Source organism: Saccharothrix sp. NPDC042600 (assembly GCF_040647305.1).
In the GTDB taxonomy this organism is placed as follows: Bacteria; Actinomycetota; Actinomycetes; order Mycobacteriales; family Pseudonocardiaceae; genus Actinosynnema; species Actinosynnema mutabilis.
Map to the genome: position 1 here is coordinate 17,564 of NZ_JBEZBW010000039.1, position 15,635 is coordinate 33,198.

Genomic DNA, 15,635 nt, shown 5'->3' on the forward strand with positions numbered 1-15,635 from the left:
CGGGGACCGGGCCTACCGGACGCGTTCTCCCTTGCGCCACACGGCGTGCGTCAACGGCACGCCGGGGCGGTAGGCCAGGTGGGTCGCGCTGGGCGCGTCGAGCACGTGGACGTCCGCCCGCGCGCCCACCGCCAGGTGCCCGATGTCGGCGCGGTCCAGGGCCAGGGCGCCGGCTCGGGTGGCCGCGTAGACGGCCTCCTCCACCGACAGGTGCATCTGCAGCACGGCCGTGGTCACGCAGTACGCCATGGACGTCGTGTACGAGCTGCCCGGGTTGCAGTTGCTCGCCAGCGCCACGGTCGCGCCGGCGTCCAGCAGTTCCCGGGCCGGCGGCAGGGACTGGCGGGTGGACAGGTCGCACGCCGGCAGCAAGGTCGCGATGGTGTTCGACCCCGCCAGCGCCTCGATGTCCGAAGTGGACAGGTAGGTGCAGTGGTCGACGCTCGCCGCGCCCAGCTCCACCGCCAGCCGCACGCCCGGACCCTCGCCGAGCTGGTTGCCGTGCACGCGCAGGCCCAGCCCGCGGGCGGCGGCGGCTTTCAGGACCGTGCGCGACTGGTCCTCGTCGAAAGCGCCGCGCTCGCAGAACACGTCCGCCCACCGCACGTGCGGCGCGACCGCGTCCAGCATCCCGCCGGCGACCAGGGCCACGTAGGAGTCCGCGTCCGCACCCGGCGGCACCAGGTGCGCGCCCAGGAACGTCACCTCGTCCGCGTGCTCCCCCGCGATGCGCGCCGACCGCACCTCGTCCTCGACGGTCAGGCCGTACCCGGTCTTGGTCTCCACGTACGTGGTGCCCTGCGCCACCGCCTCGGCCACGTGCCGCGCGATCACCGCCGCCAGCTCGGCGTCCGAGGCCGCCCGGGTCGCGTTCACCGTCGTCGCGATGCCGCCCGCCGTGTAGGGCTTCCCGGCCATCCGCGCCTCGAACTCGGCGGTGCGGTCGCCCGCGAACACCAGGTGCGTGTGGCTGTCCACCCAGCCCGGCAGCACGGCGCGCCCCTCGACGTCCACGCGGGTGTCGGCGGCCGGGGCGTTCGCGGCGGGACCCACCCAGGCGACCGCGCCGTCCGCCAGGACCAGGGCGGCGCCGGTCAGCCGCCCCAGGCCCGGGTCGTTGGTGGTCAGCTCGCCGATGTTGGTGATCAGGGTGCTCACAGCGCCTCCGTCAACAGCCTGCCCACGTCGCCGAGGGTCTCGTGGACCCCGTTCCGGGCCACGACCCGGCCACCGGACACCACGACCGACACGTCGGAGGCGGTGGCGGCCAGCACGACCTGCTCGTCCGCGCACCCGGCCGTGCGGACCGAGTCCATCCGCACCGCCACCAGGTCCGCCGGCAGCCCGACCTCGATGCGGCCGGCGTCCCAGCCGAGCGCGGCGTGGTTGGTCAGCGCCGCGACCAGTTCGGCGGGGGCGAACCGGCCGCGCTGCCCGGTGCGCAGGCGTTCGCCGTGCTCCAGGCCGCGCGCCTCCAGCAGCGGGTCCACCACCGCGTGCTGGTCGCTGCCCAGGGACAGCGGGCTGCCCGCGTCCGCCAGCTCGCGGGCCGGGCCGATGCCGTCGGCCAGGTCCGCTTCCGTGGTGGGGCAGAAGCACGCGCCCACACCGTTCGACCCCAGCGCCGCGATGTCCGGGGTGGACAGGTGGGTGGCGTGGACGGCGGTCAGCCGGGGTGACAGGGCGCCCGCCTCCGCCAGCAGCTCGGTCGGGGTCAGGCCGTAGGCGTCGAGGCACGCCCGGTTCTCCGCCGGTTGCTCCGACAGGTGGACGTGCAGCGGCCGTTCGGGGAACGCGCCCGCTACCAGCGACAACGTTTCACGTGGCACGGCGCGCACCGAGTGGATCGCCGCGCCGACCCTCGTGTTGTCGTCCTCGCGCAGGTCGGCCACCCTGGCGGCCCACTTCTCGCCGGTGCCGTCGGAGAACCGCTCCTGCACGCCGCTCACCGGTTGCCCGATGCCACCGGCCAGGTAGCAGGCGTCCAACAGGGTGATCCGCAGGCCGGCGTCCAGCGCGGCCTGCCGCAGCGCCTCGCCCATCTCGTTGCCGCCGTCGTGCAGGTAGTGGAACTCCCCCACCGCCGTCACTCCGGCCACCGCCATCTCGGCGTACACGGCCCGCGCGAGCCGCAGGTACGAGTCGGGCGTCAGCGACGACGCCAGCTCGTACATGCGGTCGCGCCACGTCCAGAACGTGCCGCCGTCGCCGTGCGTCCGGCCGCGCAGGCCGCGGTGGAACGCGTGCGAGTGGGCGTTGGCGAAACCGGGGAACACCATGCCGTACAGGCGTTCGCAGCCCAGCGGGATGGTGTCCACGGTGGACACGGACACGATCCGCCCGCGGTCCGCCCGGACCAGCACGCGGGACGCGACGCCGTCCGGCAGCCACGCCCGCTCGCACCAGAAGCTCTTCATCCCGCCAGGTGCTCCAGGGTCGAGGCGAGCGCGACCACGCCGGCCGCGCAGTCGTCGGGTTCCGCGTGCTCGGCCGGCGCGTGGCTCACGCCGGTCGGGTTGCGCACGAACAGCATCGCGGTCGGGACGTGCCCGGCGAGGATGCCCGCGTCGTGGCCCGCGCCGGTCGGCAGCGCCGGGACCCCGCCCAGCACGCCGGAGATCTCGTCCCGCAGCGCGCTGTCGAAGTGCACGGTGTCGCCGTAGGACTCCTCGGTGACCCGGACCTCGCAGCCCTCCTCGACCGACGCCGCGTAGGCCGCCTTGCTGATCGCCTCCACGACCTCGCGCGTGCGGGCGTCGTCGCCGGCGCGGGCGTCCAGCCACACGTCCACCGACGACGCGATCACGTTCGTGCCGCCCGGGTTGGGCACGATCCGGCCGACGGTCGCCCGCGCGCCACCGGTCGCCGCCCGCCGCGCCGCCAGCACGAGCTGCGAGGCCGGGAGCATCGGGTCGCGCCGGTCCTCGATGAGCGTGGCCCCGGCGTGGTTGCCCTCGCCGGTGAAGGTGAACCGCCACCGCCCGTGCGCCAGGATCGACGACGCGAGCCCGACCGGCACGTCCAGCCCGCGCCCCTGCTCGACGTGCAGCTCCACGAACTGGCCGATGTCGCGCAGGGCCTGGTCGTCCCGACCCATCCGCAACGGGTCGAACCCGGCCTTGTGCGCGGCGTCGCCGAAGCTCACGCCGTCCGGGTCGGTCAGCTTGCACGCCGCCTCCGGCGAGATCGCCCCGGTCATCAGCCGCGACCCGAGGCAGGCGACGCCGAAGCGCCCGCCTTCCTCCTCCACGAACACGACCAAAGCAATTGACTTCACCGGACTGAAATTTTTAGCGCGCAGAAGGTCTATCGCCTGGAGGGCCGACACCACGCCCAACGGGCCGTCGAACGCGCCGCCGCCGGGCACGGAGTCCAGGTGGCTGCCGGTGACGACCGCGCCCGGTCCGGGCTTGCCCCACCACGCCCACAGGTTGCCGTTGCGGTCGGGCTGGACGTCCAGCCCGCGCCGCGTGGCCTCCTCGGTGAACCACTGCCGCAGCTCGATCTCCGCGCGGTCGAAGCCGTGCCGGGAGTAGCCGCCGCGCCGCGCGTCCCGGCCGACCGACGCGATGTCCGCGAGGTCAGTCATTGTGCGCCATCGGGATGTGCACGCCCTTGTCCGCCGCCACGGCCGTGGCCTCCGGGTAGCCCGCGTCCACGTGCCGGATCACGCCCATGCCGGGGTCGTTGGTCAGCACCCGCTCGATCTTCTGCGCCGCCAACGGGGTCCCGTCCGCGACGGTCACCTGGCCCGCGTGGATGGACCGGCCGATGCCGACGCCACCGCCGTGGTGGATGGACACCCAGGTCGCGCCGGAGGCGGTGTTCACCAGGGCGTTGAGCAGCGGCCAGTCGGCGATCGCGTCCGAGCCGTCGGCCATCGCCTCGGTCTCCCGGTACGGCGAGGCGACCGACCCGCAGTCGAGGTGGTCGCGGCCGATCACGATCGGCGCGGACAGCTCGCCCGAGGCCACCATCTCGTTGAACTTCAGGCCCGCGAGGTGCCGCTCGCCGTAGCCCAGCCAGCAGATCCGCGCGGGCAGGCCCTGGAACTCGACCCGCTCGCCGGCCATCTTGATCCACCGGGCGAGCTGCTCGTTGTCCGGGAACAGCTCCAGGATGGCCTGGTCGGTCTTGGCGATGTCGGCCGGGTCGCCGGACAGCGCGGCCCAGCGGAACGGTCCCTTGCCCTCGCAGAACAGCGGCCGGATGTAGGCGGGGACGAAGCCGGGGAAGTCGAACGCCCGCTCGTAGCCGCCGAGCTTGGCCTCGCCGCGGATCGAGTTGCCGTAGTCGAACACCTCCGCGCCGCGGTCCTGGAAGCCGACCATCGCCTCGACGTGGTCGGCCATGGACTCGCGGGACCGGTCGGTGAACTCGTCCGGCTTCTTCTCGGCGTAGTCGTGCCAGTCCTCGACCGCCACGCCCTTGGGCAGGTAGGCCAGCGGGTCGTGCGCGGAGGTCTGGTCGGTGACGACGTCCACCGGCACCTCGCGGCGCAGCAGTTCGGGCAGCACCTCGGCGGCGTTGCCGATCAGGCCGACGGACAGCGCGCGGCCCTCGGCCTTCGCCTTGAGGCAGCGGGCGATCGCGTCGTCGATGTCGTCGGCGATCTCGTCCAGGTAGCGGGTCTCCACGCGGCGCTCGGCACGATGCCGATCGACCTCGACGCACAGCGCGACACCCTCGTTCATGGTGACGGCCAGCGGCTGCGCGCCACCCATGCCGCCCAGGCCCGCGGTGACGGTGAGCGTGCCGCGCAGGGTGCCGCCGAACCGCTTGCGCGCCACGGCCGCGAAGGTCTCGTAGGTGCCCTGGAGGATGCCCTGGGTGCCGATGTAGATCCACGACCCGGCCGTCATCTGGCCGTACATGGTCAGGCCCTCGGCCTCCAGGCGGCGGAACTCGGGCCAGTTCGCCCAGTCCGGCACCAGGTTCGAGTTGGCGATGAGCACGCGCGGCGCCCACTCGTGGGTCCGCATGACGCCGACGGGACGGCCGGACTGCACCAGCAGCGTCTCGTCCTCCTTGAGCGACGCCAGCTCCCGGCTGATGGCGTGGAAGCTCGGCCAGTCGCGGGCGGCCTTGCCGGTGCCGCCGTAGACCACCAGGTCCTCGGGGCGCTCCGCCACGGCCGGGTCGAGGTTGTTGTGGAACATCCGCAGCGCGGCCTCGGTCTGCCAGTTGCGGGCGGTCAGCTGCGTGCCACGGTCGGCTTGCACCATCAGAGGGCTCCACTTCGGATCAGGTCTTCGGCGGCGGCGATCTCGGGGGCCAGGTGGCGGTCCGGGCCGGGACCCGGCACGAGTTCGCGGAGCTTGGCCACGGCCGCGGCGGTCGCCGGCGCCGGCTTGAGGGGTGCGCGCAGGTCCAGCGCGCGGGCGGCGGTCAGGAGTTCGACGGCCAGCACGGTCCGCAGCCCGTCCACGGCCTTGCGCAGCTTGCGCGCGGCGGACCAGCCCATGGAGACGTGGTCCTCCTGCATCGCGCTGCTCGGGATCGAGTCGACGGACGCGGGCACGGCCAGGCGCTTGAGCTCGGACACGATCGCGGCCTGCGTGTACTGGGCGATCATGTGGCCGGAGTCGACGCCCGGGTCGTCGGCCAGGAACGGCGGCAGGCCGTGCGAGCGGTTGACGTCGAGCATCCGGTCGGTGCGGCGCTCGGCGATGCTCGCCACGTCCGCGACCGGGATCGCGAGGAAGTCCAGCACGTACGCGACGGGCGCGCCGTGGAAGTTGCCGTTGGACTCGACCCGGCCGTCCGGCAGCACCACGGGGTTGTCCACGGACGAGGCCAGTTCGCGGTCGGCCACGGTCTCGGCGTAGGCGACGGTGTCCCGGGCCGCGCCGTGCACCTGCGGCGAGCAGCGCAGCGAGTAGGCGTCCTGGACGCGGGTGCAGTCCGGGCCGCGGTGGGACTCCATGATCTCGGAGCCGGCGAGCAGCTCGGCCATGCGCCGGGCGCTGCGGCCCTGGCCGGGGTGCGGGCGCAGGGCGTGCAGGTCGGCGGCGAAGACGCGGTCGGTGCCGAGCAGGGCCTCGACGCTCATGGCGGCGGTCAGGTCGGCCACGTCGAGCAGGTGGTGCAGGTCCTTGATCGCGAGCACCAGCATGCCGAGCATGCCGTCGGTGCCGTTGATCAGCGCCAGCCCTTCCTTCTCGGCCAGCTTCACCGGCGTGATGCCGGCCTGCTTGAGGGCGTCGGCGGCGGTGACCAGCTCACCGGAGGCGTCCCGCACGTGCCCCTCGCCGGTGAGGGCGAGGGCGGCGGCGGACAGCGGGGCCAGGTCGCCCGAGCAGCCCAGCGAGCCGAACTCGTGGACCACCGGCGTGATGCCCGCGTTGAGCATGGCGGCCATCGCCTCGGCGGTCTCCAGCCGGACGCCGGTGTGGCCGCTCGCGAGGGTCTTCAGGCGGAGCAGGACGAGCGCGCGGACGACCTCGCGCTCCACCTCCGGGCCGGCGCCCGCCGCGTGCGAGCGGACCAGGGACTGCTGGAGGGCCGCGCGGCGGTCCGGCGGGATGTGCCGCACCGCCAGCGCGCCGAACCCCGTCGAGACGCCGTAGGTGGGCTTTTCGGCCGTCGCCAGGCGCTCGATGTGCGCCCGGGCGGTGGTGACCGCCTCGCGGGCCGCGTCCGTGAGCGCCACGGGCGCGTCGCCGCGGGCGACGGCGTGGACGTCCTCGCGGGTCAAGGGCTTCGGACCCAGGTGCACCGGTTGCTGCATGTGCACCATCACAACGCGGCGGCCCGCTCCGCACGAGCCGGAGCGGGCCGATCGTGTCTGGTATCCCAGACGGGTGGGTCAGCGGCCGGTCCAGGACATGTCCGGGTCCTGCTCGTAACGCACCGTCTCCAGGACGGCGACCAACTCCTCGGCGGGCACGTGGGCGTCCTTGAGCGTGGAGACGCCCAGCAGCCGGTCGGGCGCCAGGGTCACGGTCAGCGAGCTGTACCGGCCGTCCTCGTACACCGCCGGGTGACCCATGACGGTGAGGTGGGTGGTCGTGGTCACCTCCCACAGCGGGGGCGTCTTCGCGGAGGCCAGGCCGACGCTGTACTTCTGCTCGCCCCGTTCGATCACACCGCCGACCGACCAGTCACCCGAGTCCCGCACGGTGTAGCCCCAGACGGTGAGGCCGTCGGCGCGAACCGGCCGTGTGAACGTCGTCGGGTCCGGCCGGACGGACTCGGCGAACCTGCGCAGCGCGGCGCGAACGTCGGGCACGCCCTTGATCTGGGCGCTCAGCAGTTTCCCGCCGAGCCGCCAGTGGATGGTGTCCTCGGTGAGCGAGGCGGGCGCCCCGTGCACCGGGTCGGTCGCGGCGCCGGGCAGCTCACCGTCGGCCTGCACGTCGAACGTGACCGACTTGCCGGTCAGCCCGGGGTCCTCGCCCCACAGCCGCTGGACGCCGTAGGGACCGAAGTTGCGCTGCCGCTCGGTCACCCCGTCCGGAACCCAGGACACGGAGTACCCGAGTGAGGCGGTGTCGCCGTTGGGTGCCGGGGACGTGGTCGTCATGACCGGCTTGTCCTCGGTCGGCACCTCGGAGGAGGCCGCGCCCGGTGCCGCTTCCTCCAGCGCGGGGCGCGGGATGGCGGTGACGGCGACGGCCACCGCCGTGGCGGTCGCGGCCGTGGCCAGCGCCAGGAACAGGGGTTTGCGGCTGCGCCGCGGGCGGTGCAGCGCGGCGAGCACACCACCGGGCGGCGGGGTGCGTTCGGCCTGGCGCAGCAGTGCGTCGCGGATCAGGCTCTCGGTGTCGGTCACAGTGCCTCCTTCACCCGGTCGATCGCGCGCAGGGTCGCCAGCGCGCGGGAGATGTGGCTGCGGACGGTGGTCTGGGAACAGCCGAGGGTGGTGGCGATCTCGCGGTCGTCGTAGCCCTCGTAGTAGCGCAGCACGACCGCCGCGCGCTGCTTGCGCGGCAGCTTGGCGATGGCGTGCAGCATCGCGTCGCGCACGTCGTAGTGGTCGGTGGGGTCGGCCGTGCCGGGATCGACGTCGGTCAGCGGCACGTGCGGTTTGAGGCGGCGGCGCCACGAGAGGTACTCGTTGGTGACCATCCGCTTCAGGTACGCCGCCGGCGCGTCGAGCCCGCCGATGCGCGCCCACCGCTGTTGCGCGCGGAGCAGGCACTCCTGCACCACGTCCTGGGCGAGGTGCGGGTCGCCGGTCAGCACGGTGGCGTAGCGCAGCAACGGGGTGACCTGGCCGGCCGCGAAGTCCTCGAAGCTGGTCGTCATACCCCTCCAATGCGCGCCGCCGCCGGTTTGTTGAGAATGGGTTCGTGGGTGCGAGCAGCGACGTGCCGGCGCTGCGCCGGGGCCTGGCCGTCCTGCGCCTGCTGGCCAGCCGACCGGGCCCGCTGTCGGCGGCGGCGGTGGCCCGCGAACTGGCCCTGCCCCGGTCCACGACCTACCACCTGCTGGCCGAGCTGGCCGAGGCCGGTTTCGCCACGCACTTCCCGGAGGAGCGACGCTACGGCCTGGGCGTGGCGGCGTTCGAGCTGGGTTCGGCCTACCTGCGCCACGACCCGTTGGAACGGCTGGCACGGCCGTTGCTGCGCCGCCTGGTGGACTCGGTGGGGCGAACCGCGCACCTGGGCGTGCTGCACGGCGCGGAGGCCCTGTACCTGCTGCGCGAACAGCCCCGGCAGCCGTCCACGATCGTCTCGGACGTGGGCGTGCGCCTGCCGTCCCACCTGACCGCGTCGGGCCGGGCGATGCTCGCCCACCTGCCGGACGCCCAGGTCCGGGCCCTGTTCCCGAGCGTCGCGTCGTTCGTGGACCGAACCGGCCGAGGCCCGCGGAACCTCCCCGCCCTCCGCCGCCTCCTGACCGCCGAACGCCGCCGGGGCTGGGCGGTGGAGGACGGCTACGTGACGGCAGGCTTCGCATCGGTAGCCGCCCCCGTCTTCGACCACGGCGAACGTCCCATCGCCGCGATCACCGTCACCTTTCGCCACGTGTGCGACGCGGAATGCGGAGAAACCTGGCCCGAACTGGCCGACGCGGTCCGCCACACAGCCGACGCCCTGACCGAACGCATCGGCGGCCACCGAACCTGACCACAGCCAACACACCTCGGGCGCGCAGCGCCTGCCTTTCAGGGCGCGCAGCGCCTGCCCTTGGGGCGCACAGCGCCCCCGCTTTTGGGCTTTTCCGTCCTCCCCGTATGGCCTGCCCGAAGGGCTACCACACTTTTGGCCGGGTGCAGCCGAAAATTTTGTGAGGGACGAGCAAAATTTTTAGCGGCACCCGGCCAAAAGTGTGGTTGGCTCCGCCAGGCCATACGGGGAGGACGGAAAAGCCCCCGCTTTTCGCTTTTCCTCCCCGGCGGCCTGCCCGCCGGCGAGGCGCTTTTCATCTTTTCTATGCAACGCTTCAGCTCTCAAGCAAACGCGCTGACGCGCTTTCAAGCGAACGCGCTGACGCGCTCTCAAGAGCCTCGCCGGCGGGCAGACCACCGATGGGGGGAGAGGCGTCGTGTCCCCCACCGCATGGCCTGGCGGAGCCAACCACAGATTTCCCCGGGTGCCGCTAAAACTTTTGCTCGTTCCTCGCAAAACTTTCGGCGTCACCCGGAGAAATCTGTGGTAGCCCTTCGGGCAGGCCATACGGTGGGGAACACGAGGCCCCTCCTATAGCTAACAGTCCACCGCGCTGCGCGCGGTGAAGACCCGCGCTGCGCGCGGCGAAAGCGCGAGGTGCGCGGGTGAAGACCCGCGTTGCGCCCGGCGAAAGCGCGAGGTGCGCGGGTGAAGACCCGCGCTGCGCGCGGCGAAAGCCGCGAGTTGCGCGGGTGGAGAGCGCGTTGCGCGCGGCGGAAAGCACGAAGGGCCGCCGGGCGGAGTGCCCGACGGCCCTGGTGCGCGCGCGTCCTAGAGCTGGACGGTCTTCAAGAACTCCGCCGCCACGTTGGCGATGGTCTGCTTGTCGATGTCCACCTTCTTGACCAGCTCGGCCAGGTTCTCCGTGGTCAGCGCCTTGGAGACCTTGTTCAGCGCCTCCTTGCCCTTGGCGTCGACCGCGTCCGAGCGCAGCAGCGGCACGATGTTCTGCGCCGGGTACATGCTCTTCGGGTCGTCCAGTTCCACGAAGTCGTTGGCCTTGATGTCGGCCGACGTCGTGTAGAGGTTCGCCACCTGGGCCGTGCCGTTCTTCAGGGCGTCCACCGTCACCGGGCCGCCGGCGTCGGTGGTCTTGATCTCCTTGAACGTCACGCCGTACAGGTCCTTGACCTTGGTCTGCCAGCGCTGCGCCCACTCGCCGGCCGCGCCCAGGACGTACTTGCCGTCGCCCAGGTCCGCGATGGACTTCACGCCCGACGCGGCGGTCTCCTTGGTGACCACCAGGACGTCCTTGTCCTCCGCCGCCGACTTCTCCAGGACCTCCAGGCCCGACGGCGCGGCCGACTTCAGGGCCGTGTAGACCTCGTCCGACGCGGTCTTCGTGTTCGCCTTGTCGAAGTAGTTGAGCAGGTTGCCGGTGTACTCCGGCACCACGCCCAGCGACTTGTCCTGCAACGCCTTCACGACCAGCTCGCGGGCGCCGATGCCGGACTTCACCGTGACCTTCGCGCCGGTGGACTTGAGCGCCCCGGCGTAGATCTCGGCCAGGATCTTGTTCTCGGTGAAGTCGGCCGAGCCGACCACGACCTCACCCGCCGCGGACGGCTGGTTCGCCCCGCTCAGGTCGTCCTTCGACCCGCACGCGGAAACGGCGAACGCCGCCGCGACGATGACGGCCAACGTGCGCTTCATGCCGTGCTTCCTCCCACTTCGACCTGCCGGGTGCGGCGCCCCGGCTGTGCGGCCAGCCGCAAACCCCTGGGTATGACCAGTCTTCCCGCGAGCGCGAGGAGCACGTCCAGCAGCACGGCGAGCAGCGCGATGAGCACCGCCCCGCCGACGAACTGCCCGTAGTCCAGGACCCGCAGACCGTCCAGCAGCGGACGGCCCAACGTCTCGATGCCCACGTACGCCGCGACCGACGCCGTGGCGACGACCTGCAACGTGGCGTTGCGCAGCCCGCCCACCAGCAACGGCAGCGCGTTGGGCAGCTCCACCCGCCACAGCCGCTGCGCGCCGGTCATGCCCATGCCGCGCGCCGCGTCCACGACGCCGCGGTCCACGTCCTGGATGCCCGCGTAGGTGCCGGCCAGGATCGGCGGCACGGCCAGCACGACCAACCCGATCAGCACGCCCACCTGTCCGCCGCCGGCGACCAGGTACAGGAACGTCACCAGGCCCAGCGTGGGCAGCGCGCGCAGCGCGTTGGAGCCGCCGACCAGCAGCAGCCCGCCGCGCCCGCTGTGCCCGACGAACAACCCGAGCGGCACGGCGATCGCGCTCGCCCCCAGGACCGCGGCCAGGCAGTACAGCAGGTGCACGCCGACCCGCACCGGGATCGACTTGGACCCGGTCCAGTTCACCGGGTCGAACAGCCACGCGAACGCTTCGACGAAGATCATGCGCGCCCCGCCCTCGCCCAGGGCGTCAACGCGTCGCGCAGCGCCACCAGCAGCAGGTCCACCACGAGCGCGAGCACCAGGGTCAGCACGATGCCGACGACGATCGGCGCGAGGTAGCGCTGGCGGAACCCGTCGGTGAACAGGGTGCCCAGGCCGCCGGTGCCGATCAGGGCGCCGACGCTGACCAGGCTGATGTTGCTGACCGACCCCACCCGCACGCCCGCCGCGAGCACCGGCACCGACAGCGGCAGCTCGACGGTCAGGAACCGCCGCCACGGCCGGAAGCCCATCGCGGTGGCGGCGGCCGTCACGTGCGCGGGCACGGCGTCCAGCGCGTCCACCACGGGCCGCACCAGCAACGCCGTCGTGTAGACGGTCAGCGCGATGACGACGTTGAGCGGGTCCAGCACCTGGGTGCCGATCACCGCCGGGATGATGGCGAACAGCGCCAGCGACGGGATCGTGTAGACCACGTTGGACAGTCCGACCAGGAACCCGTTGACCCGCCGGTACCGGTGGCACACCAGCCCGAGCACCACGGCCAGCACGACCGCGAACACCAGCGGCAGCAACGAGAGCACCACGTGGTCGAGCAGCATCGACAGCAGCGCGGCGCGGGTGCCCGCGTCGCCGAGGTAGTCGACCAGCTCACCCACGGCGGCTCTCGATCACGTCGAGGACCTGCCGGGCGGTCACCACTCCCGCGTACCGGCCGTGCTCGTCCACCGCCACGCCCAGCCCCGACGGCGAGGACAGCGCGGCGTCCAGCGCGCCCCGGATCGGCGCGCCCAGCGCGTACAGCGACCCGCCGGGCACGACGGAACCGTCCGGCGCGACCCAGCCCTGCGGGCGCCCGTCGGCGTCCACCACGAGCTGCCACTCACCGCCGGCGGCCGGTTCGGACACCGTCTTCACGGTCCCGACCTCCACGCCGGAGGCGTCCACAAAGGACAGGCTGCGGTAGCCGCGGTCCTTGCCCACGAAGGAGGCCACGAAGTCGTCGGCCGGGCGGGCGAGCAGCTCGGCGGGCGGCGCGTACTGGGCCAGGACGCCGCCCTCGCGGAACACCGCCACCTTCTCGCCGATGCGCACGGCCTCGTCGATGTCGTGCGTGACGAACACGATCGTCTTGTCCAGTTCGGCCTGCAACCGCAGCAGCTCGTCCTGCAACCCCTCGCGCACCACGGGGTCCACGGCGCTGAACGGCTCGTCCATCAGCAGCACGGGCGGGTCCGCGGCCAACGCCCGCGCCACGCCGACGCGCTGTTGCTGGCCGCCGGAGAGCTGCACGGGGTAGCGCTTGCCCAGTTCGGCGGGCAGGCCCACCAGTTCGAGCAGTTCGGCGGCGCGCGAGCGGGCCTTCGCCTTGGACCAGCCCGACAGCAACGGCACGGTGGCCACGTTGTCCAGGACGGTGCGGTGCGGGAACAGCCCGGCTTGCTGGATGACGTACCCGATGCCGCGCCGCAGCGTGGGCGGGTCCACCGACAGGACGTCCCGCCCGTCCACCAGCACGGTGCCGGACGTGGGGTCGATCATGCGGTTGACCATGCGCAGCGAGGTGGTCTTGCCGCAGCCGGACGGGCCGACGAACACCGTGATCGTGCCCGCCTCGACCACGAGGGACAGGCCGTTCACCGCGATCGTCCCGTCGTCGAACCGCTTGGTCACGTCGCGGAACTCGATCACCCCGGTGTCCTCCCCGTGGCAGCCGGTCGGCGGGCCGACCCTCGGCCGCCGGAGAACAAACCCTAGCCCGTTCGACGGACCGCGGCACGGCGTTTCACCATCCGGTCAGTAGGCTGCACCGGTTGTGGCAACCGAACTGGTCCGTGCTCTGCTCGACGCCCGTGGCGTGCATTCCCGCAAGCTGCGGCGCGTGCTGACCCTGCTGGGTGACGACTGGCACACCCTCGCCGACTTGGTTCGGGTGCCCGCAGTGCCCCGCCGGACCGTGCAGGAGCTCCTGAAGGCCCTCGACGCGGACCTGGAGACCAACGGCGACCGGTTCCGCATCACGCCGTCGCGGGTGGCGCACTACGCGGACCTGATGGCCGGCGCCGACCCGGGCGACCCGGTGGACGCCCTGGTGTCCCGCAACACCGCGCACCTGCGGTCCCTGCTCGCCGACATCGCCGACGTGCCGCCGCCGCTGTCCGCGCTGGACCACGTGCAGGCGACCGCGGAGACGGCGCTGAAGCGGGCGCTGTGGCTGGACGCGCAGTACGACCTGGCCGGCCGGTCCCTGGTGTGCCTGGGCGACCACGACCTGACCTCGCTCGCGGTGACCGCGGTCAACCCGGACGTCGAGGTGACCGTGGTGGACGTGGACGACCGGTTGCTGGAGTACGTCGAGGCGCGGTCGGGCGGTCGCGTGCGGACGTCGCACGCGGACTTCCGGTTCGGGCTGCCGCCGGCCGTGCTGGAGTCGGCGGACCTGGTGTTCAGCGACCCGCCGTACACGCCGGAGGGCATGGCGCTGTTCGCCGGGCGCGCGGTGGAGTGCCTGGCCGACCCGGGTTCCGGGCGGGTGCTGCTGGCCTACGGGTTCAGCGACCGGACGCCGGTGCTGGGGTTGAAGGTGCAACAGGAGCTGCAGAAGCTCGGGTTGGTGTTCGAGGCGATCCTGCCCGCGTTCCACCGGTTCGACGGGGCGCAGGCCATCGGCAGCGCGGCGGACCTGTACGTGTGCCGCCCGACCGCGCGGCGCTCGGTGTCGCCGGGCCGGGTCGGCATCTACACGCACGGGCCGCAGTCGGTGGAGGCGTCGGGGCCGAGCGCGGAGGCGTTGGCGGCGCTGGTGGACCTGGCCCCGCGCCCCGAGTCGTCCCCGCCGCCCCGTCCCCGGCAGCCCGGTTGGGCCGAGCCGGTCGGCAAGGGCGCGGCGTCGCTGGCCGTGGACCTGACCGGCGACCCCGGGCCGTGGCTGCTGCGGACGCTGCTGGCGTGCTCGCCCGGCCGGATGGCCGCGCTGGTGGCCAACAACCACCCCAACGTCTCGTCGGCGGCGGGGCAGGCGGAGCTGACGTCGTTGGTGGACACCAGGTTCGCGCTGCGGTTCCTGCGGTCCACTCCGGACGGCAAGCACTGCGTGGTGGTCGCGGACCAGGTCCTGGCGGGCACGCTGGACAACGGCGGGCTGGCCGTGCGGGAGGTGCTGATGCGCGCGCACGGCAAGCTGGGCAACGTGTGGCGCGAGGCGCTGACGACCGTGCTGCGGATCACCAAGCGCGAGGCGAGGGACCGCATCGCCGACCACCCGGACCTGGACAACCGCCTGATCGACCTCCCCCGCCACCGCATCGCGGCCCTGCTCCCGCTCATCCGCGCGTCCGCCGCCGACTGATCTCCGGTTCACGTGCCGGCGGTGCACGCCTGCGCGTCGGCGGTGGGCGCGCGGCGGGGCGGATCATGCGAAATCCCCTCGGTTCCGACGCCCCGCCGGTAACTTCCAGGGGGCGGAAGTGGAGGGCGGCACATGAACCCGAACCAAGGCTGGCCACAGCAGCCACACCCCGGCGCGCCCCAGCAGTACCAGGGCCAACCGCCCCTGGGTGGCGCGTACCCGCGGCAGTACCCCGGGCAGCCCGCCGCCGGCCCGTTCCCCGGCCCGTACGCGGGTCAGCCGGGCATGCCGGGCATGCCGCCGCAGTACCCCGCCGCGCCGCGCGGGCCGAGCGCCGCCGCGGCCGTCGTCGCCGGCCTGCTCTTCCTGCCGATCGTGATCTACACCTTCGTCGCGGCCGTCCTGTCGTGGGAGGGCAAACCGCCGTCGATCCACATCGGCGCGTCGGTGCTGGGCGCGGCCGTCTCCGGGCACATCACCCGCAACATGGACTTCGCGATCACCATCTCCATGATCGTCGCGTCGCTGGTGCTGGTGCTCGCGCTGGTGCAGGTGTTCCGCGTGCCGGGCGTGCGCTGGGGCCTGGTCGCCCTGGGCGCGGTGTGCACGGTCTACTACACCTACGCGACCATCCGGATCCTGGCGCACGGCGCGAGCGAGTTCGTGGTCATGCCGCTGGTCTGCGTGCTCCTGTGGCTGGTCCCGACGATCGTCGCGGCCCTCCCGGCGGTGGGCCGCGCGAGCCGCCGCACCGGCCCGCCCCGACCCGGCCTGGCCCCGCCACCGGCTCGGTGGGGCTGAGCGCCGGCA

The 15,635-nt window shown here is 72.9% G+C and carries 14 protein-coding genes; 3 read left to right on the top strand and 11 right to left on the bottom strand.

Translation table 11 applies throughout. The annotated features are described in order from the left end of the window. Positions 1–12: 12 nt before the first annotated feature. The 7 genes from hutI to AB0A74_RS22830 all read right to left on the bottom strand — a co-directional run bounded on the left by hutI (position 13) and on the right by AB0A74_RS22830 (position 8,250). Positions 13–1,158, bottom strand: a complete 1,146-nt coding sequence (gene hutI / locus AB0A74_RS22800) for an imidazolonepropionase (protein WP_358252278.1) — start codon at positions 1,156–1,158, stop codon at positions 13–15. Next, the gene (locus AB0A74_RS22805; RefSeq protein WP_358252280.1) at positions 1,155–2,417 is read right to left on the bottom strand and encodes a formimidoylglutamate deiminase; all 1,263 of its coding nucleotides are present in this window, start codon (positions 2,415–2,417) and stop codon (positions 1,155–1,157) included. Before AB0A74_RS22805 ends, hutI begins: the two co-directional genes overlap by 4 nt. Continuing rightward, positions 2,414–3,589, bottom strand: coding sequence for an allantoate amidohydrolase (locus tag AB0A74_RS22810; protein WP_358252282.1), 1,176 nt, complete (start codon positions 3,587–3,589; stop codon positions 2,414–2,416). Before AB0A74_RS22810 ends, AB0A74_RS22805 begins: the two co-directional genes overlap by 4 nt. Next, positions 3,582–5,225 (bottom strand): urocanate hydratase, encoded by a 1,644-nt coding sequence (hutU, locus tag AB0A74_RS22815; protein WP_358252284.1) that lies wholly within the window; start codon positions 5,223–5,225, stop codon positions 3,582–3,584. Before hutU ends, AB0A74_RS22810 begins: the two co-directional genes overlap by 8 nt. After that, entirely contained in the window at positions 5,225–6,730 is a 1,506-nt protein-coding gene (gene hutH, locus AB0A74_RS22820) for a histidine ammonia-lyase (protein WP_358252286.1), read from the bottom strand. The genes hutU and hutH overlap by 1 nt, the downstream gene beginning before the upstream one ends. A gap of 78 nt (positions 6,731–6,808) precedes the next feature. After that, positions 6,809–7,774: a hypothetical protein gene (locus AB0A74_RS22825; protein WP_358252288.1), complete on the bottom strand. Its 966-nt coding sequence runs from the start codon at positions 7,772–7,774 to the stop codon at positions 6,809–6,811. Further along, positions 7,771–8,250 (bottom strand): SigE family RNA polymerase sigma factor, encoded by a 480-nt coding sequence (locus AB0A74_RS22830; RefSeq protein WP_358252290.1) that lies wholly within the window; start codon positions 8,248–8,250, stop codon positions 7,771–7,773. Before AB0A74_RS22830 ends, AB0A74_RS22825 begins: the two co-directional genes overlap by 4 nt. Before the next feature lie 44 nt (positions 8,251–8,294). Here AB0A74_RS22830 and AB0A74_RS22835 point away from each other — a divergent pair, with 44 nt between their 5' ends. After that, entirely contained in the window at positions 8,295–9,074 is a 780-nt protein-coding gene (locus tag AB0A74_RS22835) for an IclR family transcriptional regulator (RefSeq protein ID WP_358252292.1), read from the top strand. A gap of 813 nt (positions 9,075–9,887) precedes the next feature. Here the strand turns inward: AB0A74_RS22835 and AB0A74_RS22840 are convergent. The 4 genes from AB0A74_RS22840 to AB0A74_RS22855 are packed head-to-tail and all read right to left on the bottom strand — an operon-like array spanning position 9,888 to position 13,168. After that, positions 9,888–10,769, bottom strand: coding sequence for an ABC transporter substrate-binding protein (locus tag AB0A74_RS22840; RefSeq protein ID WP_358252294.1), 882 nt, complete (start codon positions 10,767–10,769; stop codon positions 9,888–9,890). Then, complete coding sequence (locus tag AB0A74_RS22845) at positions 10,766–11,479, bottom strand: ABC transporter permease (protein WP_358252296.1); 714 nt, start codon at positions 11,477–11,479, stop codon at positions 10,766–10,768. Before AB0A74_RS22845 ends, AB0A74_RS22840 begins: the two co-directional genes overlap by 4 nt. Beyond that, positions 11,476–12,078, bottom strand: a complete 603-nt coding sequence (locus AB0A74_RS22850) for an ABC transporter permease subunit (RefSeq protein WP_358252362.1) — start codon at positions 12,076–12,078, stop codon at positions 11,476–11,478. Before AB0A74_RS22850 ends, AB0A74_RS22845 begins: the two co-directional genes overlap by 4 nt. 49 nt (positions 12,079–12,127) lie before the next feature. Continuing rightward, positions 12,128–13,168 carry an ABC transporter ATP-binding protein gene (locus AB0A74_RS22855; RefSeq protein WP_358252298.1) on the bottom strand — a complete coding sequence of 347 codons (1,041 nt, stop codon included), beginning with the start codon at positions 13,166–13,168 and terminating at the stop codon, positions 12,128–12,130. Positions 13,169–13,292: 124 nt separating this feature from the next. Here AB0A74_RS22855 and AB0A74_RS22860 point away from each other — a divergent pair, with 124 nt between their 5' ends. Both AB0A74_RS22860 and AB0A74_RS22865 read left to right on the top strand, forming a co-directional pair. Continuing rightward, the gene (locus tag AB0A74_RS22860) at positions 13,293–14,825 is read left to right on the top strand and encodes a bis-aminopropyl spermidine synthase family protein (protein WP_358252300.1); all 1,533 of its coding nucleotides are present in this window, start codon (positions 13,293–13,295) and stop codon (positions 14,823–14,825) included. A gap of 132 nt (positions 14,826–14,957) precedes the next feature. Further along, the gene (locus AB0A74_RS22865; protein ID WP_358252302.1) at positions 14,958–15,626 is read left to right on the top strand and encodes a hypothetical protein; all 669 of its coding nucleotides are present in this window, start codon (positions 14,958–14,960) and stop codon (positions 15,624–15,626) included. The last annotated feature ends 9 nt before the right edge of the window (positions 15,627–15,635 follow it).